This window comes from Arthrobacter sp. MDT2-16, assembly GCF_054510925.1.
In genome coordinates this window covers 316,962-342,465 of the sequence record NZ_JBTNDP010000003.1, presented here as the reverse complement: position 1 = coordinate 342,465, position 25,504 = coordinate 316,962, and the positions used below count along the sequence as shown (strand labels likewise).

Below are 25,504 nucleotides of genomic sequence, written 5' to 3'. Positions count from 1 at the left end.
CCGTGCATCCCCCTCAGTCCTCCGCGGCGACCGCCTGGCGGTCCTTCAGGGCACGGATCCTGGCGTTCTCGATATGAACCCGGATGGCAGAGGAGGCACCTTCCGCATCGCGCCTGGTCAGGGCGTCGAGGATCGCCCGGTGTTCGGCCGCGGTGGTCGGTGCCGTCGAACTGGTTCTGGCATACAACCGGAACCGCTGCGCCTGGCCACCGAAGGATCCCCACGCGTCCTCGAGGAACGGATTGTCGGCCTGATGGGCGATCGCCGCGTGGAACTGCTCGTCCGCCCGGAGGAAGCTCGTGACCGGGGGGCTGCCGGGGAGGTGGGCGCCGGCTTCGAGGTGCTCGATGGTCTCGGAGAGGCGGTCGAGGAACTCCGGGGTGACCCGCAGAGCTGCCTCGTAGGCGAGGGCCGGCTCGAGGACCAGACGGGCGTCCATGAACTTCCGGAGATCGTCCATGCTGAACAGCGGCGCCACCCGGTACCCCTTGTGGGCTTCCCGGATCACCAGTCCTGTGGATTCGAGCCTGGCCAGGGCTTCCCGGACCGGGGTCTGGCTGACCCCGAATTCGCGGGCGAGATACACGAGATTGAGTACTTCGTCCGGTTTCCGCCGGCCGTCGACGAGCTGCCCGAGCAGTGCGCTGTGGACCTGGTCGGCGAGGGGCTGCCGGGTGGTCTGACGCGGGGGTGTCCGGCTCACTCGATGGTGAAGGAGAGCTCGGCGACTCCGTCGATGCCCGCCGTGACCGTGTTTCCGCGTGTCAACGCCCCCACGCCCGCCGGTGTCCCGGTGAAGACGAGGTCGCCGGCAGACAGGGCGACGGACCGGGAGAGGTGCGCGATGATCTCGGGCACCGTCCAGATCTGGTCGCCGAGATCTCCCTCCTGGCGGATCACACCGTCCACGCCCAGCCAGATCCGGCCCCGGTCGGGATGCTCCACCTCACTGGCGGGTCGGAGGGGCGAACACGGCCCCGAGAGATCGAAGCCTTTCGCGAGATCCCACGGACGCCGGAGGTTCTTCGCCTCGGACTGCAGGTCACGACGGGTCAGGTCCACGCCCACGCCGTAGCCCCACACCATATCGAGGGCATCGGCAGGATCGACGGCGGTGCCGCCCCGACTCAGCGCCACGACGAGTTCGACCTCGTGGTGGAGGTCCGCCGTCTGTGGCGGGTAGGGGACTGCCGGACCGGCATCCCCCGACACCGGCTGCGGCGCGAAAACGGCGTCAGCGGGTTTCGTGAAGAAGAACGGGGGCTCCCGGTTCGGGTCGGCGCCCATCTCGCGCGCATGATCCCCGTAGTTGCGTCCGACGCAGAACACGCGCCGCACGGGAAAGAGCGCGCCACCGCTGGTCGGGAGGCTGGGAGGCGTCGGAACCGGGACGACGTAGGTCATGGAGCTCCTTGCAGGGGTGCCGGCCGGAACCGGGGTGAAACGCGCTACGGGTGCTTAACATGTTACTTATGGCAATGATGCTTTCGGCACCCCGGTCCCTCGCCTCCGAGCTCCGGGCCCGTGGGGTGAGGGATGCGCGTGATGATGCGACGTCACGGGCTGTCTACTCGAGCGATGCGTCGCTGTACCGGGTGCAGCCGGCAGCCGTCGTCTTCCCCCGGCACCTCGACGAGGTGCTCACCACCCTCGAGCTCTGCCGGGAGCGCGGTGTCCCCTTCACGTCCCGGGGCGCCGGCACCTCCCTGGCCGGCAACGCGATCGGCCGCGGCGTCGTCGTCGATTTCAGCCGACACCTGAACCGGGTCCTCGGGCTCGATGCAGAAGCGCGCACCGCCGTCGTCGAACCCGGGGCCGTCCATGCCACGCTGCAGAAGGTGGCACTGGCTCAGGGCCTGCGGTTCGGACCCGATCCCTCCACCCACACACGCTGCACCGTGGGCGGGATGATCGGCAACAATGCGTGCGGTTCACGCGCTCTCGCCTACGGCCGCACCGCCGACAATGTCACGCACCTCGACGTCGTCACCGGGTCCGGCACGCGGCTCCACCTGGGCGCGGACGGCACGCCGTCGTCGTCGGAGACCGACGCGCTGCGCTCCCTCGTCGGCGCGGAGCTGGGCACCATCCGCACCGAACTGGGCCGGTTCGGCCGCCAGGTCTCCGGGTATTCACTGGAGCATCTGCTCCCGGAGCGCGGCTTCGACCTGCGGCGGGCGCTCGTCGGCAGCGAGGGGACACTCGCCGTCGTACTGGAGGCCGGCGTGCGGCTGGTGGCCGATGCGCCGCACAAGACCATGGTGGTCCTGGGGTTCCCCGACATCGGTGCCGCGGGCGACGCCGTCCCCGCGGTGCTGCCGTTCGCGCCCACCGCCTGTGAAGGGCTGGACTCCCGGATCGTGCAGGTGGTGCGGGCCCGCAAGGGACCGCAGGCCGTTCCCGAACTGCCGGGCGGTGCCGCATGGCTGTTCGTCGAGGTGTCCGGTGACGACCCTCTCGAGGTGGCAGACCGCGCCGGGCGCGTCGCCGGGATCGGTGCCGCACGGCACTCGAGGATCATCACCGATCCACGGCAGGCCGCGGCCCTGTGGCGCATCCGCGAGGACGGGGGAGGGCTTGCCGGGCGATCACCCGCCGGCGCCCCTGCGCATGCCGGCTGGGAGGATGCCGCGGTGCCACCGGAGACCCTCGGGGACTATCTCCGCGAGTTCGACGAGCTGCTCCTGGCGCACTCCCTCACCGGCTTCCCCTTCGGGCATTTCGGGGACGGCTGCGTCCATATCCGCCTCGATTTCCCGTTCCAGCGCGATGACGGTGCGGCGGCGTTCCGCGCGTTCCTGACCGACGCGGCGGAACTGGTCGCCCGCTACGGAGGGTCCCTCTCGGGCGAACACGGGGACGGCCGGGCCCGCAGCGAACTCCTCCCCTTCATGTACTCACCGGCAGCGATCGGCCTCTTCGGCAAGGTGAAGGGGATCCTCGACCCGGACAACCTCCTGAACCCGGGCATCCTCGTGGACCCCGAACCACTGGATGCCAACGTACGCCTGGCGGAGGCGGGACCGTTGCGGACCGGTCTCGGGTTCGGCTACCTCCACGATGCCGGGGACTTCAGCCAGGCGGTCCACCGCTGCACGGGAGTCGGTCTGTGCCGCGCGGCGCACTCGGACAACAGCGCCGTGATGTGCCCGTCCTACATCGCCACCCTCGAGGAGAAGGACTCGACCCGCGGCCGCGCCAGGGCGCTCCAGGAGATGATCAACGGGAGCGTCACCGGGAGTGCCACCAGGGGTGCCGCCGGCGCGGGCAAACCCAACTGGCGGGCGGCCGAGGTGCATGACGCACTCGATCTGTGCCTCTCCTGCAAGGGCTGCTCATCGGACTGCCCCACGGGAACCGACATGGCCGCGTACAAGGCCGAGGTCCTCTACCAGAGCTACAAGGGCCGGCTCCGCCCGGCCTCGCACTACTCACTGGGCTGGCTGCCCCGCTGGGCCGGACTCGCGGCGCGGGCACCACGGGTGCTGAACTTCCTCACGGGTCTGCCCGGCATCCGCCAGGTCAGCCTGCGGATGGCAGGGGTGGACCAGCGCCGGAACATCCCCGCGTTCGCTCCCCGGACCTTCCACTCCTGGTTCCGGAACCGTCAGCCCCCCGCTACCCCTGCCGCCCGGCCCGTGATGCTGTGGGCCGATTCGTTCACCGACAACTTCTCGCCGGAGGTAGGACAGGCCGCCGTGCGCGTCCTCGAGGCGGCGGGCTACGAGGTGCGCCTTCCCGAGAAGCCCCTGTGCTGCGGACTGACCTGGATCTCCACGGGGCAGCTCGACTCCGCACGGAGGACGCTGCGCTCCACCGTCGAGGTGCTGAACCGGTCCGTGGCCGAGGGCATCCCGATCGTCGGCCTCGAGCCTTCCTGCACGGGCGTGCTCCGATCGGAGGCCGTGGAACTGCTGGGGACCGAGGCCGCGGGTGCGGTGGCCCGGTCCACGCACACCCTCGCGGAGTTCCTCCGGACCGTGCCCGGCTACGAGCCGCCCTCCCTGGCCGGAACCGTGGTGGTGGCGCAACCCCACTGCCACCACCACGCCGTCATGGGCTGGAGTCCCGACGCGGCACTGCTGGAGCGGGCCGGTGCCACCGTCCAGAAGCTGGGCGGATGCTGTGGCCTCGCGGGCAACTTCGGCGTGGAACGGGGGCACTACGAGGTCTCCGTCCAGATCGCCGAACAGCAGCTGCTGCCGGCCATCCGGTCAGCCACGGAGGACGCCGTGGTGCTCGCGGACGGGTACTCGTGCCGCACCCAGATCGAGGACCTGAGCGACCGCCGCGGCATCCACCTGGCGCAGCTGCTCGACCCGGCGGCGCAACGGCCCAGCGCGGAGCCCTGAGCGGACGCGCGGGGTCCGGGGTCTGACGCCGTCAGCCCTGCTCCTGCAGCAGGCTCCGCGGGGCCTCCCGGTCCGGGAGTCCCGTGCTCTGGAGGAACCGGAAGTCGCACCCCTCGTCCGCCTGGGTCACCTCCGACACGTACAGCCTCCGGTACCCGCGCGTGGCAGCCGGCGCGGAGGGCGGGCCCAGCACCTCCTCGCGTCGCTCCAGCTCTGCGGGGGAGACCTCGAGCTGGATCAACCGGCGGCGAACGCTCAGGGTGATGGTGTCGCCGGTCCGCACGAGCCGCAGCGGCCCGCCGACCGCGGACTCGGGTGTGACGTGGAGGACGACGGCGCCGGCAGCGGTGCCCGACATGCGCCCGTCCGAGATGCGCACCATGTCCTTCACCCCCTGCGCCGCGAGCTTCCTCGGGATGGGGAGGTAGCCGGCCTCGGGCATGCCGGGTGCTCCGACGGGGCCGATGTTCCGCAGCACGAGGACGTCCCCGGCGGTGACGTCCAGTGCGTCGTCGTCGATCCGCGCCGCGAGGTCCGCCGTGTCCTCGAAGACCACGGCACGGCCCGTGTGCTCCAGCAGATGCGGGGACACCGCCGCCTGCTTGATGATGGCGCCACCCGGCGCGAGGTTGCCGCGCAGGAAGGCGAGGCTGCCCTTCGGGTACACCGGATCGGTGAGCGGCCGCACGATGTCGGAGGGGAAGCCGGGCCCCGCCGCGTCGAGTTCCTCCCCCAGGGTGCGGCCCGTGACGGTGGGGACATCGCGGTGGATGAGGTCCCCGAGCTCGCGCAGCACGGCGGGCACGCCGCCGGCCCGGTGGAAGTCCTCCATGTAGTAGGCGCCCGTCGGTTTCAGGTCCACCAGGACGGGCGTCTCGGCACTCATCCGGTCGAGGTCCTCCAGGTCGAGTCGGATTCCGAGGCGGCCGGCGACGGCGGTCAGGTGGATGATCGCGTTGGTCGATCCGCCGATGGCCAGCAGGACCCGGAGCCCGTTCTCGAAGGCCTCCTGCGTGAGGATGGTGCCCATGTCCGTGCCGCGAGCGGCGAGGGCCACCGCCTGGGTCCCGGTCCGTTCGGCGATGCGCACGCGGTCGGCCGTCACGGCGGGCGGGCTCGCGCTCCCGGGGAGGGCGATGCCCATGGCCTCGGTCAGGCACGCCATGGTGCTGGCGGTGCCCATGACGGAGCACGTGCCGACGCTTCCCACGAGACGCGAGTTCACGTCGTCGATCTCCTCCTGACCGATCTCCCCGCTGCGGAACTTCCCCCAGAAGGCCCGGCAGTCGGTGCACGCACCGACGCGCTGCCCGCGGTGCCCGCCCGTCAGCATCGACCCGGTGACCAGCGTGATCGCCGGGACGCCCGCCGACGCCGCGCCCATCAGCTGCGCGGGTACCGTCTTGTCGCAGCCCCCGATGAGCACGACGGCGTCCATGGGCTGGGCACGGATCATCTCCTCGGTGTCCATCGACATGAGGTTGCGCAGGAACATGCTGGTGGGCTGCGAGAAGCTCTCGTGGAGCGAGATGGTCGGGAAATCGACCGGCAGGCCGCCGGCCATCAGCACTCCCCGTTTCACGGCGTCGAGCAGCGCGGGCATGTTGCCGTGGCACGGGTTGAAGCCGCTGCCCGTGTTGATGATCCCGATGACAGGCTTGTCCAGTGCGTCGTCCGAGTACCCGGCGCCCTTGATGAACGCCTTGCGCAGGAACAGGGAGAACCCCGCGTCGCCGTAGCTGGTCAGACCGCGCCGGATCCCGGCGGCCCGGCCGGCAGGAGGAACAGATTCGGTCATCGTGCGGCTACCGGAACGCCGGGATGCCCGTGATGTGGTTGCCGAGGATCAGCGTGTGCACCTCGTCGGTCCCTTCGTAGGTGCGCACGCTCTCCAGGTTGTTCGCGTGGCGGAGCGGGGAGTAGTCAAGGGTGACACCGTTGCCGCCGAGCATGGCGCGGGCCTCACGGCAGATCTCGATGGCCTCGCGGCAGTTGTTCAGCTTCCCGACCGAGATCTGGTGGGGTTGCAGGGTGCCGGCATCCTTGAGTCGTCCCACCTGCAGGGCCAGCAGTATCCCCTTGTTGATCTCCAGCGCCATGTTGACGAGCTTGAGCTGGGTGATCTGGTAGCCGGCGAGCGGCCTGCCGAACTGCAGGCGCTCCTTCGAGTAGTCGAGGGCGGCGTAGTAGCTGTCGCGTGCGGCTCCCATGGCGCCCCAGATGATGCCGTAGCGGGCCTCGTTGAGGCATTCGAAGGGGCCGCGGAGTCCCTTCGCCTTCGGGAGCAGGGCGGTGCCGGGCAGCCGGATGTCCTCGAGCTCGATGTCGCACTGGATCGAGGCGCGCATGGAGAGTTTCTGCACGATCGGGGTGGCCTTGAACCCCGGGCTGTCGGTCGGCACCACGAACCCGCGGACGCCGTCGTCGGTCTGTGCCCAGATGATGGCCACCTGGGCCACCGAGGCGAGCCCGATCCAGCGCTTGCTGCCGTTGAGGATCCAGTCGTCGCCGTCCCGCCGGGCGAAGGTGAGCATGCTGCCGGGGTCGGAGCCCCCGGTCGGCTCGGTGAGGCCGAAGCAGCCGATCACCGATCCGGCGGCCATCCTCGGCAGCCATTCGTTCTTCTGCTCCTCCGAACCGTGCTTCGCGATGGCACTCATGGCGAGGGAGCCCTGGACGCTGACGAAGGTGCGCAGCCCGGAGTCTCCGGCTTCGAGTTCCAGGGCCGCGAGCCCGTAGTCGACGGAGCTCCGGCCGGGGCAGCCATAGCCCTTGATGTGCATGCCGAGGAGCCCGAGTTCGGCCATACGCGGCACGATCTCCAGGGGGAACTCCGCGCGGTCGTACCAGTCGGCGATGTTCGGCTTGATGGCGGTGTCCACGAAGTCGCGGACGCCGCCGCGCAGGGCGCGCTCGTCCTCCGTGAGGAGTGCATCGATGTCGAGAAGGTCGGAAGGGTTGGTCATGGGTCTACTTTCCGGTAGCGGTGGGCTGGAGGTGGGGTGCGAAGGTTGCCCCGTCGTGTTCACCGAGGAGCGGGGGCACCCGCGTGTAGCTCGCGGGGGTCTCGGAGAGCCGGATGGGGTTGGCCACCTGCTGACTGGTGCGTCCGGTGGCGGAGTCGGTGATCTCGACGACCGGGGCGAGTCCCAGGTCCTCGGCGAGGGTGAGCGCCTCGGCCACGGAATTGACCTTGCCGGCGGGCACGCCCGCCGCACTGAGGAGCTGGGCCCATTCAGCGGCGCTCCTGGCGCCCAGTTGCTCCTCGAGCAGGACCTTCAGGGCGTCGCGGTGCGCCACGCGCTGCGAGTTGTCCCGGAAACGGGGGTCGGCCGCGAGGTCCGGCACCCCGAGGACGCGCACCAGTGCCTCGAACTGCTTGTCCGTCCCGACGGCGATCGCCAGCGGGCCGTCGGACGTCAGCAGGGTCTCGTACGGGGCGATGCTGGGGTGGGCGTTCCCCATCCGTTGGGGCGCCTCGCCGGTGGCCAGCGTGCTCGACGCCTGGTTGACCAGCCCGGAGAGCAGGGACGACAGCAGGTTGACCTCCACGCACTGGCCCCGTCCGGTCGCGTCCCTGGAACGCAGTGCGGCGAGGATCCCCACCACGGCGTTCTGGCCGGTGACCACATCCACCAGCGCCACGCCCACCTTGCTCGGCTCGGAGTCCTGCGCACCGGTGACGCTCATCAGCCCTCCCACCGCCTGCACGAGGAGGTCGTAGCCGGGCAGGTGTGCCCCGCCGGTGCTGCCGAAGCCGGTGATGGAGCAGTACACCAGATCCGGTCGGCGTCCCACGAGGGACGCGTAGTCCAGTCCGAAACGCTGCATGACCCCCGGGCGGAAGTTCTCGATGACGACATCGGCTTCCAGTGCGATGGCGAGGGCCCTCGCCAGTCCCTCCTCGGTGCGGAGGTCGCAGACCACGGAGCGCTTGTTCCGGTTCACGCTGGAGAAGTAGGTGCCCACGCCGTGCTCGTCGACCGGAGGAACCCAGGACCGCGTGTCGTCCCCGGCCGGGCTCTCCACCTTCAGGACGTCCGCCCCGAAATCGGCCAGCATCATGGAGGCGAACGGTCCGGCGAGCACCCGCGAGAAATCGGCCACCCTCAGCCCCTCCAGCGGCCCGGGCATCGGGTTCTGCTCCGGCGCGGTACCGGACGCCGGCGTGTCCGTGGTCGTGCTCATCGGGATCCGTCCTCCAGGAGACATGTCAGCAGCCCTGGCCGGCCGCGGTGACGGGGTTGGTGAGCACGCCGACGCCGGAGACGCGGCACTCGGCCGTGTCTCCCGGCGTGACGTGGATGGCACCGGGTGTCCCGGTGGAGATGATGTCCCCCGGATACAGCGGCATCACCTTGCTGTGGAAACTGATGAGGTAGGCGGGGTCGTAGCGCATGCGGGAGACCGTGTTGCTGCGCCTCACCTCACCGTTGACCACCGTGGAGACCTCCATGTCGGCGAGGGTCCCCTCGCCCACGGCCTCGGCCAGCGGCACGATCCGGGGGCCGAAGGAGAAGAAACCGGGGAAGTTCTTGGAGCGGGTGAGGAACCGCGGGTTGCGCTGCAGGATGTCCTCGGCCGTCTGGTCCAGCACGGGCACGACGCCGGTCAGGTAGTCCAGCGCGTCCTCGGGCTCCACGTTGCGGCAGTACCTGCCGATGACCACCGCCACCTCGGCTTCGGTGGTGGTGCGCTCGCTCTGCACGGGGATGGGGATGGCCTCGCCCGGTCCGATGACGGTGTGGTCGCCCTTGATGAACGAGGCGGGTTCCTCGGGCACGCCCTCGGAGAGGTCGGAGGCGTGCTCCACGTAGTTCAGCCCGATGCCCCAGAGCATGCGGGGGTGGCGGTAGGGGGCGCCGTACACGGCGTCCTCGGGATGGCTGAAGACGGCGTCGTCGGCGGCCTCGGCGGCGGCGTCGAGCTGCCCGAGGAGACCGCCGGTGAGGACCTCGAGGATGTCGCCGGAGAAACCGGGCAGGAGGTCGCGCACCCGGGCGAGGCCGCGCCGCGGGTGGACGACGGCCGCCGTCTCGGGTCCGGGAGCCCCCGGGTCGCTCCCGGGGGAGGTGGGGGAGGTGGGGGAGGTGATGGAACAGAGGTGCAGGATGCTGGGAGCCATGAAGCTGCCCTTTCGGGTCGGAGGACGGGGGGCTAGTAGGCGCGGACCATGCCGCCGTCGCACCGGATCTGTTCTCCGGTGACGTACGACGCCGGTGCACTGGCCAGGAAGGCGACGACGGCGGCGAACTCGGCGGGGGTGCCGTACCGGCGTGCCGGGATGCCCGCCTCGGACGTGGCACGCGCCTCGGCGGGGGTGGCGCCCGTCCGCTGGGCCGCGGCCGAGTCCAGCGACGCGACGCGCTCGGTGTCGATGCGGCCGGGGAGCACCATGTTGACGGTCACGCCGTCGGCGGCGACCTCCGCGGCCAGGGTCTTGAGGTAGCCCGCGAGCCCGGCGCGGCCGAGGTTCGACAGCGCGAGGTTGGGCAGCGGCTGCTGCACGCCGCTGGATCCGACGGCCACGATCCGCCCCCAGCCGCGCTGCCGCATGCCCGGGAGCACCAGGGAGGTGAGCCGCACGTGCTGGAGCAGCAGCTGGTGGACGGCTGCGAGGGCCTGTACGTCGGTGATGTCGGCCGCGCCGCCGGGAGGAGGTCCGCCGCTGTTGAGGACCAGGACGTCGATGGGCCCGAACGCGCTCTCGGCGGCCTCCACGAGCGCGGCCGGGGCGCCGTCGTCGTTCAGGTCCAGGGCGATCCCGACAGCGGAGGGCAGGCGGGCCGCCTCGGCCTTCACCACGTCCTCGCGGCGCGCGGCGAGCACGACGTTCGCCCCCTCGGCGCCGAGGGACTGCGCGATGGCGAGGCCGATCCCGGAGCTCGCCCCGGGCACCAGTACGTTCTTCCCTGTCAGTCCGGTATCCATCAGGCGATCTCCATTCGTACGGCGTCGAGGTGCGCGTCGATCAGGTCCGCGAGTTCAGGCGGAAGGGAGGGTGCGGGCGGCCGGACCGATGCGTCGGCGATGATGCCCCGGCGGCGCAGGATCTCCTTGCGCAGGGCGAGGCCCACCCCGGGCTGGCCCTCGAAGTTCGCCAGGGGCAGCCACGGCGCGAAGGCACTGCGGGCGCCGGCGAAACCACCGTCGGCGAAGGCCGTCAGCGCGATCTGCAGGCCCTCGGGGTGGGAGAAGCCCGTCATGGCGCCGGCCGCACCCGCTGCGAGCTCGTCCAGGAGCCCCACGCCGCCCAGCCCGCCGTAGACGGGGACGTCCGTGGAGCGGGTGAGCTTCGCGATCGCGGACGCGGTGGGGGGCGCCTCCGATTTCACGGCGACGATGAAGCTGCACTGCTCCACGACGCGCAGGATCTGTTCGGCGCTGATCTTCACGCCGGAGGCCACCGGGTAGTCCTGCAGCACGATGCCCGCTCCCGTGGCGCGGTGGACGGCCGTCAGGTGGGCGGACAGCACCTCGGGGTCGCCGGTGTTCGCCTGCACCATGAGCGCGGCGAGGTTGCTGCCGGCGGCCTCGACGGCGGTGGAGGCCTGCTCGATGGCGACGGCGGTGGTGCGGGCGGACAGGCCGACGACGAGCGGAGTGCTCCCCGCCTCGTCGGCGACCGTGCGGACGATGAGGGACTGTTCGGCAGCGGTCAGTGACGCACCCTCCCCGAAGACGCCGAGGACCACCATCCCGGTGGCCGACAGCCCCGTGTACAGCTGGACCTCACGGCGGAGCGAGTCGGTGTCGACGGCGAGCTCCGCTCCGCTGAACGGTGTTGCCAGCACCCCCCAGAGTCCGGGGGACAGGTGCGGGATCGGGTCGGTCATGGGGACGTTCCTTTCATGGGTGGTCCTCCAGCGGTGGTGGCTGGACGGGGAGTCGTGTCCGGCGCAACCGCGCCGGGCCCCGGGTCCTCCGGGGGCAGGGGCGCTGCTGCCGCCCGCGCCGCACGGATGCTCCGCCGGCCGAGCCGGAACGTCGCGGCGGCCAGCAGGGCGACGACGGCGGCGGTCAGCCAGCCGACCCGGTAGGAGGTCGCGGCCACGAGGAAACCGAAGAGCAGGGGACCGACGGCGGCGCCGAGGGAGAGCCCGGTCTGCAGGACCCCCGTGGCCGAGGCGGCGCCCTGCCGGTTGTCGCGCACTACGGCGAAGTGGACGAGCCCGTGCCAGCTCCAGCCGGCTGCGTAGGTCAGCAGCGCTCCGCAGACGAACGCCGCGGAGGAGCCGAAGGCGAGGAGGAGGTAGCCGCCCACGCCGATCACCAGCAGATTGGCCACCAGGATGTAGGGGCTACGCTGCGGATACCGGTCCATGGCGGCGCCGAGCACGATGCGGATCGAGAGCCCCAGGAGCGCGGCGCCGGCGAAGAGGAATCCTGCCGCACTGGGCGACATCCCGGACTCCACCGCCGAATCCACGAGGAACACCCCCAGGGAGGTGGCGGCAGCTGCGGCGAGGCCGGCGCCGATGGCCAGCAGCACGAGTCCGCGCCGCGGGGTGCCGCGGTCGGCGGCTGCTGCGGGTCCCGTCGTCGGGCGCTCCGGTCCCTGCGCGGTGAGGCCGGCCCACAGGGCCAGCGCCACCGCCAGGACGACGCCCAGCGCGAAGGCGTAGCGCCAGCCCAGGGTCAGGGCGATGCCCGGAACGGCGAGGCCCCCGATCAGGCCGGCGGCGGGAATGGAGCACTGCTTGATGCCGAACGCCAGTCCGAGCCTGCCCGGGACCACCGCCCGCGAGATTCCGAGGTTCGCAGCGGGCTGGGCCAGGCCGTTGGACAGTCCGCCCACCACGAGGGCGGCGATCAGCACCCCGAAGGTCGGTGCCAGGCCGGCCCCGCCGAGGGCGACGGCGGCCAGGACTGCCGAGGCCACTATTCCCCTGGCCGCCCCGATCCGCTGCACGAGCCGGCCGAGCCGCCGCGCGGCGACCCCCGAGACCGCGAAGAGGGTCGCCGCGGCGATGCCCATCTCGGCGGGACCGATGCCGAGGTCGTCCCGGATCTGCACGGCGAGGGCGCCGACCAGAAAGGCGGGCAGCACGCCCAGGGTGGTCACGGTGACGGCCTGGAGCAGTGTGCCGCCCGCGCCCGGCGGCTTGGCGGGGGTCACGACGATTCGGCTCCTGTGCGGCGAGTTCCGTCGGCAGTACCGTCCGTCCCGGTGCCGGAGGCCTGGCCGACGGCCGTGGCGCCTCCCGCGCCGGACGCGCCGGAGGCGCCCGACGTGGCGAGCTCGGCGGGTGCTTCAGCACCCTCGTCCGGGTGGTGCCCCCGCATCTTGAGGCCGAGGAGGTGGACGACGACCCCGACGGCGATGATGGCCGCGCCGATGCCGATGTACATGGGCTCCATGACGAGCATCGGCAGCGACCCCAGCCCCAGCAGGATCCGCTCGGGCCAGCGGGCCGGGCCGAACAGCCAGGCTCCGGTGGCGACGGCGAGGGCGCCGACGGCCAGGAGCGAGACGGCGAAGGCCAGCGCGACGGTGCCGATGCCGCCCTGCAGCAGCAGTCCCACGCCCGGACCGGAGAGCACGAAGATGAACGGTACGAGGAAGGCCGAGAGGGTGTAGCGCCAGGTGAGCCACATGGTCTGGATCGGTTTGCCGCCGGTGATGGCGGATGCGGCGAAGGGGGAGAGCGCCGTGGGAGGTGAGACCTCACTGAGCACGGAGTAGTAGAAGATGAACATCGCTGCGGCGAACGCGGGGACGCCCACGTCCTGCAGGGCGGGACCGATGATGACCCACGAGATGATGAAGCTCGCCGTCACGGGGACCGCCAGTCCCAGCAGGATCACCGAGATCGCCGAGAAGATGGCCGTCAGGAGCAGGCTGCCGCCGGCGAAGTCCACGATGATGTTGGCGAGCTTCAGGCCCAGGCCGGTCAGGGTCATGACGCCGACGATCAGTCCTGCTGCCGCCATGACGGGGATGACCGACAGCGCCCCGGTGGCACCGGTGGCCAGCGCGTCGAAGATGCGTCGGGGGGTCATCCAGGAGGCGCGGTCGAGGAAGCTGAGCACGAACGCGAGGATCGTGGCGTACACGACGGCGCGGAACGGGGTCATGCCCATGGCCATGAACACGACGATGGCGGCGAGGGAGCTGAAGTGGTAGCCGAAGCGCAGGAGCAGCTTGCCCACCGGCTTGACGTCGAAGTCCACGGCCCTGGTCTTGAAGCGGCGTGCATCCATCTCGATGGCCAGGATGATGCCGAAGTAGTAGAGCACGGTGGGGATGGTGGCCCAGATGAGGACCTGGAGGTACGAGACGCCGAGGAGCGCGGCGATGATGAAGGCGGCCGCTCCCAGGGTGGGAGGGGACATGATGGCACCGATGCCGGCGGCAGCGAGGATGGCACCGCCGTGTTCCTTCGGGTAGCCGGCCTTGCGGAGCAGCGGCCAGGAGATACCACCGAGGGTGACGGTCGTCGCGACTCCCGAGCCCGAGACCGTGCCGAGGAGGAATCCCGCGAGGGTCACCGTGCGGCCGGGCCCGGATTTGGACTGGCCGAAGGCCGAGAAGGAGAGGTCGATGAAGAACTTGGTGGCCCCGGACGCCCCGAGGACCGCCCCGTAGATGGTGAACAGGATGATGTAGGTCGCTGCCACGTCGGTGGGGACACCGAAGAGCCCCTGCGTGCCCATGACGTTGTGGCCGACGAGGCGGATCCAGTTGAAGGACGAGGTGTTGAACGGAGCGGGGACGAGGGAGCCGAAGGAGGCGTAGGCGAAGAAGCCCACGACCACCAGCGGCACGAGGATCCCGACGGTCCTGCGTGATGCCTCCAGGGTCACGAGGATGGCGATCACGCCCATGGCCAGGTCGAGGTAGGTGGGAGTGATCGCGCGCCGGAAGAAGCCATCCCAGTCGGAGACGATGTAGAGGAAGGGCACGAGCGCCACGATCGCGAGAGCCCAGTCGGCGATCCCCGGGTTGTCCCCCGACCTCTTCGCCTTCGAGGCTTCCGAGCGTCCCCAGCCCCGGTAGACGAGGAACGTCAGGGACAGGCCGATCCCGAGGAACAGCGGGAGGTAGAACTGGGTGGGCATGGGATTGAAGACCCAGTAGAGGGCCAGGAGCGAGAGTCCTGCACCGGCGATCTTGATCAGCAGGCCCGGGAGTCCGCTCAGGTGCCGCGCGGGCTTCTCCGCCTCGAACTCGGCGATCAGTGCTTCCTCGTCGATGATGTCTTCCCGCTCGAGGGGGCTGACCGGCTCGTCCTCCTTCAGCCTCGCACGGTCCGCCTGCTCGTCCGGGATGGACGCCTTGTGCCTGGGGGCTGGGGCGGAGGTGTGCGCCTTCACGGCGCCGTTGCCGTCTGGTCGCTCGGTCATGGTGTCTCCTTGAGATGTAACTCAACGAACGGGTTGTTGTCGTCGACGAGGCCCCACAGTTCGAGGGGTGGAGCGCCGTCCACGTGCAGGGTGCGCTGTCCGAGGTCGGTCGCCGCGATCGAGAGCTCCTCGAACACGGCGGGCCGCGCCGGGTCCGGTTCCACGACCCATTCCCGGCGATCGGATTCCGCGGCAGCCGACGGGACGCCGGGGACGGCGTAGTACTCCTCGAGCACCGCGAGCTGGTCGGCTGCGATCTGGTCCAGCACGAAGGTGCCGTCGGGGCCGAGGGTGTAGCGTTCTTCGGCCCGGGTGCCGTACAGCGAGTTGCGGTAGCTCACGGAGAAGCCGGTTCCGGTGAGCGGTACGCTCGCCAGCTCGCCGTCGTCGTTGGTGATGCTGATGGAGACGTCCGGCTGACCGGACGCGCTCGCGAACCCCATACCCCCCAGCATGCCGAGGCATGCCAGGGCGACGACGACGGCGGCCGGCTTCCGCATTCCCTAGCCCGCGGCCTCGTCGAAGTAGGCCTGGGCGCCCGGGCAGGTCTCGATGTAGGAGATGTCGCCGGCGGTGGCGGCATCGAGCTCGACGGCGGCGGGGTGGACCTTGATGAGGGCCTCCTCGTTGTCGAAGATCGCCTGGGTGATGTCCTGCTGGAGCTGCTCGTCCATGGTGGGGCTCGCGACCAGCAGGTTCGGGGAGGCGATGGCGGGGACGGCTTCGGTCTGGCCCTCGTAGGTGTTGGCGGGGATGTCCTCGGCGACGTAGTAGTCGCCGTACTGGGAGGCGAGGGGTTCGGCGTACTCGCCGATGGGCACGAGCACCATGTCGCCGTCACTGGCGAGGTCGATGAGCGCGCCCGTGGGGAGGCCGCCGGACCAGAATCCGGCGTCGATGGTGCCGTCCCGCAGCGCGGCAACGGTTTCCGCGGCGCCGAGCTGGCGGCGTTCCACTCCGGTCTCGGGGTCGATCCCCGCGGCCTCGAGGATGCGCAGCGCTCCGACCTCGGTGGCGGAGCCCGGCGCCCCGACGGAGACGACCTTGCCGGCCATGTCCTCGACGGACTGGATGCCGGTTCCGTCGACGCTGACGGCCTGCATGAAGTTGTTGTAGATGTTGCCGAGCGAGCAGATCTCCACGGGGCTGCCCTCGAACTCGCCGGCGCCCTCGACGGCGTCGGACACCACGTCACCCACGGAGAAGGCGAGCTGTGCGGAACCGTTCTCGATGAGGCGCATGTTGTCCACGGAGGCGTTGGTCTCCTGGACGGTGGCGTCGTAGCCCTCGATGTTGTCGCGGATCACGGTGGCGAACCCGCCACCGAGGGGGTAGTAGACGCCGCCGGTGCCGCCCGTCGCGATGGAGAGCGAGCCGCCGCCGCCTTCCTCGGCCCCGCCTCCGCCGCCGCTCGTGGTGGGTTCGGGGCTACCGCAGGCGGAAAGGAAGAGCGCGGGGGCGATCAGTGCTGCTGTGCAGAGACGCTTCCGGCTTCGCTGTTTCGTGGTCATGGAATTTTCCTTTGCTGTCGGTGATTTCTGGTTCTTGGTGGAAGGGGGAGAGGCGGTGCTGGTGGTCAGGGTCCTGGGCCGGGTGCCGGGATGTCCCCGACGGCGAGTAGGCCCGCGAGCATCCGGTAGTAGCCCACCAGCAGGGACAGCTCTGCGACTCCGGCGTGCCCGAAATGCGACAGCACGCGGGCATGGGTGTCGTCGTCGACGGTGGCGCCCCGCAGGAGCAGTCTCGTGAGGTCGAGCGCGGCACGTTCGGCGGGGGAGAGGGTGGGCGGGATGCCGCCCTTCCTGAGGTGCTCCAGTTCGTCCTCGACGATTCCCACGGTCGCTGCCACCCGGCTGTGGGCGTACCACTCGTAGGCCGAGTCGAGGTCCGCGGAGATCGCGCAGATCACGAGTTCGCGCAGTCGTCCGTCGAGCGCGCCCTCGAAGCGGAGGACGGCGCCGAGCGCCTGGACGGCATTGCCGAGGGCGGGGGCGAGGAGCATCGCGTTGAAGGGGCCGGCGAGCGCGCCGTCGTCGTAGACCACCGTGAACGTCCCGTTGCCCCGCGGGGGCCCTGCGATGGCGTCGTAGACCACGCGCTGTTCGGCGGAGAGCTCGGCCGGCGTCAGCAGCGGAAACCGTCCGGTGTCCTGCGGCCTCGTGGTGTCGGTGGTGTCAGACAAGGGTCCGCCCCCCGTCCACGTAGAGGATGTGGCCGGTGACGAAGGCCGCCTGCCGGGATGCGAGATAGAGCACGGGGCCGGTGAGGTCGTCGACGGTGCCGAGCCGGCCGGCCGGGACCAGGCCCGTGTAGAGCCCGCGCACGCCCGGGCGGTCGAGGTAGGCGCTGGTCAGGGCCGTTTCCACGTAGCCCGGCGCGATCGCGTTGACCGTCACCCCGCTGGCCGCCCATTCCCGCGCCATCACCCGGACGAGCTGGTTCAGTCCGCCCTTGCTCGCGGCGTAGGGCCCGTGGTCGGGATGGGCGAGCAGGCTCGAGACCGAGGAGCAGTAGATCTGCCGGCCGTACCCGGCGTCGACCATGATGCGGCCGGCGGCACGGCCGAGGCGGAAGGCGCTGGACAGGTTGACGTCGAGGATCCTGTCCCAGTCCTCGTCCAGAGTGTCGAGGATGGGCACGCGGTTGTTGATGCCGACCGCGTGCACGAGGATGTCCAGGCCCCCGAGCTCCGTCTGCGCGGCGCGTACTGCCTGCTCGCAGCCGTCGGTGGTCGTCAGATCAGCGGTGATGGTGCTCGCCGTCTCGGCGAAACCGGACAGGCGTTCCGCGTTCTGGTCAGCCACGAGCAACCGTGCTCCCGCCTGGAGGAAGGCTTCCGCGCAGGCCGCGCCGATGCCGCCGGCACCGGCCACCAGCACGCGCTGATCCTTCATACCAAGCCAATCAGCCAAGGAAGCATCTCCGGTTCTCTGGGCAGAAAGCGTGGGCACCCGAGGGGCGCCGAGGTCCGTCGGTGCACCTCATTGGAGACTGTATACAATTTGCGGACAGAATGTAACCCGCATCACAAAACTACTCCGGTCGGAGTCCGAACGGTCAGTTTTCTCGAGCGGAACCGGCCTCCAGGAAGGTCCTCAGGGCTTTCACCGCGTGCTCGCGGTGCTCGTCCAGCAGGAGGATGAGCTTCTCGGTGTCCCGTTCCGCGAACGCCTCGATGATCAGGACGTGTTCGTCCTCCACGCGTGAACGGTTGGACTCCGATCCGTAGTAGACGAACCTGTAGGCGTCGGTCGCGTCCCACAGGATCTGGATCATCCGTTCCAGACGCGGCATCCCGGCTGCCTCCACGAGGATGAAGTGGAACCGCCGGTTCGCCTCGGTCATCCCCAGCAGGTCCCCTGCACCGCTCGCCGTCTCGACGTCCCGGGCAGCATTCCTGAGATCCTCCAGGACGGTGCTGCTGAGCGTCCTCGTCATCGCGACCCGTGCAGCCTCCCCCTCCAGCAGCTGCCGGATCCGGTACACCTCCAGCAGGTCCGTGAGGGAGAGGGTGGCCACCCTGTGGCCACGATGGGGTTCGTAGTGGACCTGCCCCTCGGACTCGAGGGTCTTCAGCGCTTCGCGGAGAGGGACACGGCTGACGCCGAACCGTTCAGCCAGTGCGTCCTGGCGCAGTGGCTGTCCGGGCAGGAATTCACCGGCGATGATCGCCCGCCGGAGTTCGGCAAGCACGAAGGCCTGGGCCGTCGGCGGGCGTCTGGAGCCCTCCGTGGCGTTGCTCGTCATGAAACCAGTCCACTTCGTTCGGCGCTCATCGTCCGAATTCTAGTCCGGGCGGAACGATCCGGTGATCGCCGTCGAACGGTCCTGACGCTCCGCCCCGTCGGCGGTGGGATCCGGCCGATCAGCTGTGGGTCGGTGGCACGGCGTCGTGGTTCATGCGCAGGCGCTTGGTGGCGAGATAGCCCCGGTTCTCGCTCCGCTCGGTCACCGCGAGGCCGCGGCGTTCCTTCACGGTGACACCGAGGGCCTCGAGCGCCTCCTCCTTCGCGGGATTCCCCGACAGGAGCCGGACGGTATCGATTCCCAGGTCCAGGAGGATGCCGGCTGCCTGGTCATAACGGCGGCCGTCCACCGGCAGTCCCAGGGCGAGATTCGCGTCCACGGTATCGGCTCCGAGGTCCTGCAGGGCGTAGGCCTCGAGTTTGGCGAGCAGGCCGATGCCACGTCCCTCCTGGCCCCTGAGGTACACCACGACGCCGGCGCCTTCCTCGTCGATGGCCGCGAGCGCGGCGTCGAGCTGGTCCCCGCAGTCGCACCGCCACGACCCGAAGGCATCACCGGTGAGGCACTCGCTGTGTACCCGGACGAGCGGAGCACCGTCGAGGTCGTCGTCGTTCCCGCGCACGAGGGCGATGTGCTCGGCGGCGGTGTCGTCGCGGTAGCCGATCATGCGGAAGACGCCGTGCTGCGTGGGGAGGACCGTTTCGACGACCCGCGTGACCGCCACAGGCAGGGACGGGGACACGAGATGCGTGGACATGACATCAACCTTAGGAGCGGACGAGGACGCCGCGGAAGCCGGCGTCATCCTGATCAACGCATGAACGACGCCGATTATTGCGTGGCGCGCATCCCGCAGCTCGGGTGGGGGTGGGTCGCGCCCCTGTGAAACAATGGACGCAGTACGTGCTCCGGGGTCGGTGTAAGTCCGAACCGGCGGTGATAGTCCGCGACCCGCCCGATGTTCCGCACCCGCGGAGCAGGGGCGGTTGAGCCGGTGGAATTCCGGGACCGACAGTCAAAGTCTGGATGGGAGAAGCACGAACAGCAGGATCTGAGCGCTGCCCGTCGTACGGGTGGCGTCCGTCGTCGTCACTCGTGCCGCGACGTGTCCCCTGCTGCAGCCATTGCCCGGAGCCGTCGTATCGGTGAAGGATCGGCATGGATCGTCCGCAGCGGCTCGTCGAAGCCAGCAGCCCCGCAGCAACCGCCTTCATCTCCCCTGCCCGGACACCCCGATGAGTACGACGTCGGGCACCACCCGCGCGGAAGCGGACGCCATGCAGCGCGCCCTCGCGCTCGCCGCCCAGGGGGTCAGGGGCGCCAATCCGCTGGTGGGCGCCGTTCTCCTCTCACCCGAGGGCACGATCCTCGGGGAGGGTCATCACCGGGGAGCACGGACACCGCACGCCGAACCCGCCGCCCTCGCCGACGCCCGCGCCCGGGGGAACGACCCCCGTGGCGCCACCGCCGTGGTGACCCTCGAGCCCTGCAACCACACCGGCCGCACCGGACCGTGCAGCAGGGCGCTCATCGACGCCGGGGTGGCCCGCGTGGTCTACGCGGCCGACGACCGCAATGGCGCTGCCGCAGGCGGCGCGCAGCAGCTGCGCACCGCCGGCGTCGAGTGCATCGGCGGCCTCGAGGCTGCCCCCTCGGAGCAGCTCAACGCGCGCTGGAGCTCGGCCACGGCCACGCACCGCCCCTTCGTCACCCTGAAATCGGCGCAGTCCCTGGACGGGCGGGTGGCGGCGCAGGACGGCACGAGCCAGTGGATCACCGGCCCGGAGGCACGCGCCGACGGACACCGGATCCGGGCCCTGGCCGACGCCGTCCTCGTGGGGACCGGCACCGTCCTCGCGGACGATCCCCGGCTGACGGCACGCACCGCCACTCCTGCTGGTTCCGGTGCCGTCGGTCTGCGGGTCGTCATGGGCCGGACACCCGTGCCGGACGACGCCGCCGTGCGGGGTCTCGGTTTCCTCCAGCTGACCACCCACGACGTCCCCGAGGCACTGGACGAGCTGTACCGCCGGGGCGTCCGCCATCTCCTGGTCGAAGGAGGTCCGCGGATCGCCTCCGCCTTCCTGCAGGCAGGGGTGGTCGACGAGCTCTTCTCCTACATCGCACCGGTGATCCTCGGCGAGGGGACACCGGCCTTCCCGGACCTCGGCGTGCAGACACTGGCCGACGCGAGCCCCTGGAGGCTCGACGACGCCGGCGGCCCGGGCATGCAGCGATTCGGCGCCGACGTACGACTGCACCTCCACCCCGGGTGACCCCGGCTCACCCCGCTCACCACTCCGACCGCTCCACCCGAAGGAAGAACCGATGTTCACAGGAATAGTCTCCGAGCAGGGCCGCGTGGTCTCGCTCGATGTCACCCCCGACGGCGAGAGCGCCCTGCTCGTCTTCGAGGCCCCCGAGACCGGCAGGGATCTCGAGCCCGGCGCGTCGATCGCGGTCAACGGGGTCTGCCTGACGGCCGTCACCCTCGACGGCGCCAGCGGGCGCGTGGGCGTGGACGTCATGGGGGAGACCCTTCGCCGCACCACCACCGGCGAGCTGGAGCCGGGTGCCTCCGTGAACCTCGAGCGGTGCGTCCCGGCCGGTGGGCGGCTCGACGGGCACGTCGTCCAGGGACACGTGGACGGCCTCGGCGTGCTGCTCGAGCGTGAGGACCTCGGCGCCTGGCACCGGCTGCGGTTCGGACTCCCGCAGAAGCTGGGACGCTACGCCGCGGAGAAGGGATCGGTGGCGATCGACGGCGTCTCGCTCACCGTTACTGCCGTCAGCGCGCCCTCCGAGGCGGAGCAGTGGTTCGAGGTGGGGCTCATCCCCACCACCCTGCGCGAGACCGGCCTCGGCGCGAAGTCCATCGGCGACACCGTCAACCTCGAGATGGACGTGCTCGCCAAGTACGCCGAGCGGCTCCTGGGCTTCGCCGCGGTGGATGCGCAGGGCGGGCCGCACGCCCCGGAAGCCCCGTGATGGGCGAGATCCGCCTCGACACCATCGACGACGCCGTCGCGGCCATCGCCGCAGGGCGCGCCGTCGTCGTGGTCGACGACGAGGACCGCGAGAACGAGGGCGACATCGTCTTCGCCGCCCAGGACGCGACACCCGAACTCGTCGGGTGGACAGTGCGCTGGACCTCGGGCGTGCTGTGCGTGCCCCTGCGGGCGGAGGACGCCGATCGGCTCCTCCTGCCGCCCATGACGGCGGTGAACGAGGACTCGAAGGGCACGGCGTACACGGTGTCCTGCGATGCGGCGACGGGCGTCAGCACCGGCATCAGCGCCGCGGACCGCGCGCGCACCGCGACGATCCTCGCCGATCCGGCGGCGCTGCCCGGGGATCTGACCCGACCGGGTCACGTCTTCCCGCTCCGCGCGGCTCCCGGCGGAGTACGGGTGCGCCCGGGCCACACCGAGGCCGGCGTGGACCTCAGCGTCCTCGCGGGCAAACGGCCCGCAGCCGTCATCGCCGAACTCGTGCACGACGACGGTTCGATGATGCGACTTCCTGCGCTGCGCCGGTTTGCCGACGACCACGGGCTCCCGCTCGTCTCGATCGAGGACCTCGTCGCATCCCTGCACGCCCGCGACGGCGCCTGACGGACATCCACCTGCACCACCCCATTTCCAGCACCCACCAGAAGGAGAACCATGAGCGGCCACGGAGCACCGAGCATCGACATCAGCGCACTGCCCACCCAGGACGGCGCACCCCTGCGCCTCGCGATCATCGCGGCGAGCTGGCACACCCAGATCATGGACGGTCTGCTCGACGGCGCCCGTCGTGCGGCTGCCGAGGCCGGAGCGGAGGTGACCGAGATCCGCGTGCCCGGCAGCTTCGAGCTGCCCGTGGCCGCCGCGCGCGTGGCGCCGTCCTTTGACGCCGTCGCCGCTCTCGGCGTCGTCATCCGCGGCGGTACCCCGCACTTCGAGTACGTGTGCCAGGCGGCGACGTCGGGCCTCACCGAGGTGAGCGTCCGTACGGGCGTGCCGGTGGGGTTCGGGGTGCTGACCTGCGACACGGAGCAGCAGGGACTCGACCGCGCGGGGCTGCCCGGCTCGTCGGAGGACAAGGGGCACGAGGCCGTCTCGGCGGCACTGGCTACCGCAGCAGTCCTCCGCCGCTGGCGGTAGGACTGGCGACGGCGGCGAGGGGTCCCTTGCTGCGCAGGCCCCGTTCGTGTTTCAACGTCAGTGCTACTCGGTGAAGCTAGCACTCGCGGCCATCTACGTGCGTTCGCTTTCGCCAGCACTGAGTCGTGATGGTGCTGGTGGGCCGCACGAGGCTCGATTGCCGATAACAGCGCATATGACAGTTCTTGGCGGTACAGCGAGCTCTTCAGTATGAGGGAGCAATGAAGCTGCGGGATGAGCGGTAGCACGCCGGCACGGCTTGTATCCCACGGGGTCGAGGACACGAGAGCGAACATGCCCAGCGGTTTATCCTCCGCGTGAACACGACCAGCAGAACTCCCCCCACGAACTCCTCGTGGTTCCTGGGGTTAGCGTTCCCCTGCTTCGAGGGGGTAGTGGAAGGGGTGTCGAGTGAGGACGCATCTACCCCTGAGTGGGGATGGGGAGGGGGTTTGGGGTGGAGGTCGAAGCTGCACCCCCAGTGGAGCTTGGCGTGGGAGTGGGGGAGCCTTCAAACTCCTTCGGCAAATCCTGTCGAACTGAAGGGTGGAAACCACTAAAGTTGAAGTTGGAAGCAGGTCTCAGTTGATCCTTGAGAAAGGTGTCTCGGTAGGCGGCATTCTTCTCTGAGTTGAATAATTGACCCTTTGGATTCCACACCCTTATAAGCCACATATTCGGATACGCGGAGCTATGAGCCATGGACAATTCGTATCCTATGCCGATTAAGCCCATCTCCCTGATGTAGTCCTCTGTTGGGAACTCATTCTCGTTTTGACTTTGGTAGGTTCCCGCCTCTATTGCGACCTTGAATACAGTCTCAGCAGAAACATAATCGTAGCAATCCAATGGTGCTAGTGACATCTGCTGGGGGTCAATGGGTCGGTCAGTTGCGGTAATCTGGTCTGAGCGAGCAAGGTATGCCGTCTCTCGTGTCGTATATAGGTAGCCACGGGGATGCCATACTCCGATGACGAAGTTGTGGATGATGTCCGTTTCAACGAAAGTCTCGAAGCCGAAGGGTGTCTGCCCTCGCATGTCCTTCTCAATGGTCTCCTGTAGCAATCCTGGCTCAACGGGTTCGCCTGTGCCTCGTATCGAAAGAGCGTTGACTTCGAACTCAACACTTATGCTTCGAGCCCAGTCATCGAGATAGAGGGCTTCTCGTGTTCGTGCCAATTCTTGTTCTGAGATGACGGGTGGGGAGGCACAAGGCGATGAGGGGAACGGGTTACTCGTGGCAGTGGTGCCCTGTGTCGGAGTGGGCAGGGGAGCCGTGGTCTCAGGACTTGCCGTGGGGGATTGAGCTGCCTCGGTAGTGGGAGCGCCGGCAACCGTTGGAGTGGGTGATGCTTTGGCAACCGTTGCGGTGGGCTGAGGCTCGGCTTCGTTGCCCCCTGGCATGAGGTTGCAGCCAGTGAGGAGGCATAGAGCTGCGATGGCTGTAAGGGTCAGTGTGCGGTCTCGTGTCACCTTGTCTCCTTGACGATCTGCTGAGACCTGCTGTTCTTACCCCAGTGCAATTGTTCCTACGGTGCCTGCTTATTCGTCTGGCTTCAGTTTGATGGGTGTTGCTCCACCAGGTTGAGGCGGTGGGGATGCGGGTGTATCAAGGTCCTCCGTCCACATTAAGAGCCTGAGGAAGTGTGCCGAGCTGCCGTATAGCGTCCAGCATGGAGCTACGCTGACGTTCTCGTAGCGGCGCCCGGCTGACATCCATGAGCTACATCCTGCCACTGAGGCAGAATCGCGTGCACGCGTGGACGCTTCGTAATCGCCGGGAACAAGGCCGCCATTCGGGACGCGTTCAACGTCGAAGAGATGTACCAGGACGAGCTGCGGCCGTCATGGAATGTGGCGCCGATGCAGGGGCTCTCGTTCGTGTCCGAGCAGCGGCGCGAGGGTGAGCTGGTGCGCCGACTCGAGATAGCCCGCTGGGGACTGGTGCCTGTCTGAAGTAAAGACCCCAAGGCCGGAGCGAGGATGATCAACGCCCGCAGCGAAACCGTCACGGAAAAGCCGTCGTTCCGCACCGCGGCCGCCAAGCGCCGCGCACTGATACCGGATAGACCGGCGAACGGGTACTGCGAATGGCAGAAGAACGAGGACGGGACGAAGACCCCGCACTACCTCCACGCCGAGAACGAGGACCAGCTGCTGGGCTTCGCCGGCCTGTACGAGTTCTGGCCCGGCCCCACCAAGCCCGAGGATGCCGAGGATAAGTGGTTGGTGACCGCGACGATCCTCACTCGTGCGGCGCACGATGCGCTCGGGCACATCCATGACCGGACGCCGGTCATCATCCCTGCGGACCTGCAGGATCAGTGGTTGGACCCGACCATGACCGAGCGGGACCAGGTGCAGCACTTCATCGACTCCATCCCCGAACCGAACCTTGTCCCGCGAATCGTCGGTAAAGAGGTCGGATCGGTGCGTAACAACGGGCCCGAGCTGATTGCGCCCGTCCAGGAAGACTGGGCGAGCTGAGGTCGCCTACTGATCGTAGTAGTGGGGGAGTAATCAGCGGGGCTTCGATCCAGTGTCAGGCGGGGGTGTGGCTAACGCTTTGTGGCGGTTCCAATAGAACCGAATAAGGGCAACCGCGACTAGGAGAACGCTCAACGGACCAGTGACGGCGAGCACAGCTTTGGGACTGCTGTCCACATAAGGAAATGCCGTACTCGACAGCGCAATGAGAAATATCAGACTGATCCACATGGACCAGGGCGTCCTCCAACGCTTGTCCGCAGAGCTACGTTCGTCGGGTCGCTCGTGCTCAGACGGTTCAAGCATTAGGTGCCTTTTGTCTCTGTCTGCGGTTCATCGTCGCTGTTGTCGTCGTAGTAGTAGGTCGTTTGGGGAGCCTTCCTTGCAATGAGCTCCTGACGGTACTCCTCTGTTTTAGCGGCC

The 25,504-nt window shown here is 69.3% G+C and carries 22 protein-coding genes, 1 pseudogene and 1 riboswitch; of the genes and pseudogenes, 6 read left to right on the top strand and 17 right to left on the bottom strand.

Annotated elements, in window-relative coordinates; genetic code table 11:
• Window positions 1–13: 13 nt before the first annotated feature.
• Window positions 14–703, bottom strand: coding sequence for a GntR family transcriptional regulator (locus ACX80N_RS08195; RefSeq protein WP_459338989.1), 690 nt, complete (start codon window positions 701–703; stop codon window positions 14–16).
• Complete coding sequence (locus ACX80N_RS08190) at window positions 700–1,404, bottom strand: fumarylacetoacetate hydrolase family protein (RefSeq protein ID WP_459338988.1); 705 nt, start codon at window positions 1,402–1,404, stop codon at window positions 700–702. The genes ACX80N_RS08195 and ACX80N_RS08190 overlap by 4 nt, the downstream gene beginning before the upstream one ends.
• 68 nt (window positions 1,405–1,472) lie before the next feature.
• Between ACX80N_RS08190 and ACX80N_RS08185 the strand changes: the two genes are divergently transcribed.
• Window positions 1,473–4,352 carry an FAD-binding and (Fe-S)-binding domain-containing protein gene (locus ACX80N_RS08185; RefSeq protein WP_459338987.1) on the top strand — a complete coding sequence of 960 codons (2,880 nt, stop codon included), beginning with the start codon at window positions 1,473–1,475 and terminating at the stop codon, window positions 4,350–4,352.
• Window positions 4,353–4,383: 31 nt separating this feature from the next.
• Here ACX80N_RS08185 and ACX80N_RS08180 read toward each other — a convergent pair whose 3' ends face one another.
• The 14 genes from ACX80N_RS08180 to ribA form a co-directional block, all read right to left on the bottom strand.
• On the bottom strand, window positions 4,384–6,150 hold the full coding sequence (locus ACX80N_RS08180; RefSeq protein WP_459338986.1) for an IlvD/Edd family dehydratase: 1,767 nt from the start codon (window positions 6,148–6,150) through the stop codon (window positions 4,384–4,386).
• 7 nt (window positions 6,151–6,157) lie between these two features.
• Window positions 6,158–7,318: an acyl-CoA dehydrogenase family protein gene (locus ACX80N_RS08175; RefSeq protein WP_459338985.1), complete on the bottom strand. Its 1,161-nt coding sequence runs from the start codon at window positions 7,316–7,318 to the stop codon at window positions 6,158–6,160.
• 4 nt (window positions 7,319–7,322) lie between these two features.
• Entirely contained in the window at window positions 7,323–8,540 is a 1,218-nt protein-coding gene (locus ACX80N_RS08170; RefSeq protein ID WP_459338984.1) for a CaiB/BaiF CoA transferase family protein, read from the bottom strand.
• A gap of 25 nt (window positions 8,541–8,565) precedes the next feature.
• Window positions 8,566–9,477: a fumarylacetoacetate hydrolase family protein gene (locus tag ACX80N_RS08165; RefSeq protein WP_459338983.1), complete on the bottom strand. Its 912-nt coding sequence runs from the start codon at window positions 9,475–9,477 to the stop codon at window positions 8,566–8,568.
• A 32-nt stretch (window positions 9,478–9,509) separates the two neighbouring features.
• Complete coding sequence (locus tag ACX80N_RS08160; protein ID WP_459338982.1) at window positions 9,510–10,283, bottom strand: SDR family oxidoreductase; 774 nt, start codon at window positions 10,281–10,283, stop codon at window positions 9,510–9,512.
• Entirely contained in the window at window positions 10,283–11,188 is a 906-nt protein-coding gene (locus tag ACX80N_RS08155; protein WP_459338981.1) for a dihydrodipicolinate synthase family protein, read from the bottom strand. Before ACX80N_RS08155 ends, ACX80N_RS08160 begins: the two co-directional genes overlap by 1 nt.
• Entirely contained in the window at window positions 11,185–12,471 is a 1,287-nt protein-coding gene (locus ACX80N_RS08150) for an MFS transporter (RefSeq protein ID WP_459338980.1), read from the bottom strand. The genes ACX80N_RS08155 and ACX80N_RS08150 overlap by 4 nt, the downstream gene beginning before the upstream one ends.
• Window positions 12,468–14,699, bottom strand: coding sequence for a TRAP transporter permease (locus tag ACX80N_RS08145; protein WP_459338979.1), 2,232 nt, complete (start codon window positions 14,697–14,699; stop codon window positions 12,468–12,470). The genes ACX80N_RS08150 and ACX80N_RS08145 overlap by 4 nt, the downstream gene beginning before the upstream one ends.
• Window positions 14,696–15,199, bottom strand: coding sequence for a hypothetical protein (locus ACX80N_RS08140; protein WP_459338978.1), 504 nt, complete (start codon window positions 15,197–15,199; stop codon window positions 14,696–14,698). Before ACX80N_RS08140 ends, ACX80N_RS08145 begins: the two co-directional genes overlap by 4 nt.
• A gap of 3 nt (window positions 15,200–15,202) precedes the next feature.
• The gene (locus tag ACX80N_RS08135; protein WP_459338977.1) at window positions 15,203–16,210 is read right to left on the bottom strand and encodes a TAXI family TRAP transporter solute-binding subunit; all 1,008 of its coding nucleotides are present in this window, start codon (window positions 16,208–16,210) and stop codon (window positions 15,203–15,205) included.
• A 65-nt stretch (window positions 16,211–16,275) separates the two neighbouring features.
• On the bottom strand, window positions 16,276–16,881 hold the full coding sequence (locus tag ACX80N_RS08130; RefSeq protein ID WP_459338976.1) for a carboxymuconolactone decarboxylase family protein: 606 nt from the start codon (window positions 16,879–16,881) through the stop codon (window positions 16,276–16,278).
• A complete protein-coding gene (locus tag ACX80N_RS08125) occupies window positions 16,874–17,578 on the bottom strand; it encodes an SDR family NAD(P)-dependent oxidoreductase (protein ID WP_459338975.1) in 705 nt (234 codons plus the stop codon). Before ACX80N_RS08125 ends, ACX80N_RS08130 begins: the two co-directional genes overlap by 8 nt.
• 178 nt (window positions 17,579–17,756) lie before the next feature.
• A complete protein-coding gene (locus ACX80N_RS08120; protein WP_459338974.1) occupies window positions 17,757–18,446 on the bottom strand; it encodes a GntR family transcriptional regulator in 690 nt (229 codons plus the stop codon).
• A gap of 118 nt (window positions 18,447–18,564) precedes the next feature.
• Window positions 18,565–19,203, bottom strand: coding sequence for a GTP cyclohydrolase II (gene ribA, locus ACX80N_RS08115; protein WP_205753624.1), 639 nt, complete (start codon window positions 19,201–19,203; stop codon window positions 18,565–18,567).
• A gap of 143 nt (window positions 19,204–19,346) precedes the next feature.
• A riboswitch (FMN riboswitch) is annotated at window positions 19,347–19,488 on the top strand.
• Between the two features lie 193 nt (window positions 19,489–19,681).
• Between ribA and ribD the strand changes: the two genes are divergently transcribed.
• From ribD to ribH, 4 genes are read left to right on the top strand one after another with little or no spacing between them, the layout of a single operon-like run.
• On the top strand, window positions 19,682–20,722 hold the full coding sequence (gene ribD / locus ACX80N_RS08110; protein WP_459338973.1) for a bifunctional diaminohydroxyphosphoribosylaminopyrimidine deaminase/5-amino-6-(5-phosphoribosylamino)uracil reductase RibD: 1,041 nt from the start codon (window positions 19,682–19,684) through the stop codon (window positions 20,720–20,722).
• A 52-nt stretch (window positions 20,723–20,774) separates the two neighbouring features.
• Window positions 20,775–21,434 (top strand): riboflavin synthase, encoded by a 660-nt coding sequence (locus ACX80N_RS08105; protein WP_459338972.1) that lies wholly within the window; start codon window positions 20,775–20,777, stop codon window positions 21,432–21,434.
• Entirely contained in the window at window positions 21,434–22,060 is a 627-nt protein-coding gene (ribB, locus tag ACX80N_RS08100) for a 3,4-dihydroxy-2-butanone-4-phosphate synthase (RefSeq protein WP_459339046.1), read from the top strand. Before ACX80N_RS08105 ends, ribB begins: the two co-directional genes overlap by 1 nt.
• Before the next feature lie 51 nt (window positions 22,061–22,111).
• The gene (gene ribH, locus ACX80N_RS08095; protein ID WP_105032379.1) at window positions 22,112–22,594 is read left to right on the top strand and encodes a 6,7-dimethyl-8-ribityllumazine synthase; all 483 of its coding nucleotides are present in this window, start codon (window positions 22,112–22,114) and stop codon (window positions 22,592–22,594) included.
• A gap of 423 nt (window positions 22,595–23,017) precedes the next feature.
• On the opposite strand, the gene ACX80N_RS08090 is transcribed toward ribH, so the two are convergent.
• Window positions 23,018–23,773 (bottom strand): hypothetical protein, encoded by a 756-nt coding sequence (locus tag ACX80N_RS08090; protein ID WP_459338971.1) that lies wholly within the window; start codon window positions 23,771–23,773, stop codon window positions 23,018–23,020.
• A 567-nt stretch (window positions 23,774–24,340) separates the two neighbouring features.
• On the opposite strand from ACX80N_RS08090, the pseudogene ACX80N_RS08085 reads away from it, so the two are divergent.
• Window positions 24,341–25,081: pseudogene (locus tag ACX80N_RS08085) on the top strand (SOS response-associated peptidase).
• Window positions 25,082–25,504 lie beyond the last annotated feature (423 nt).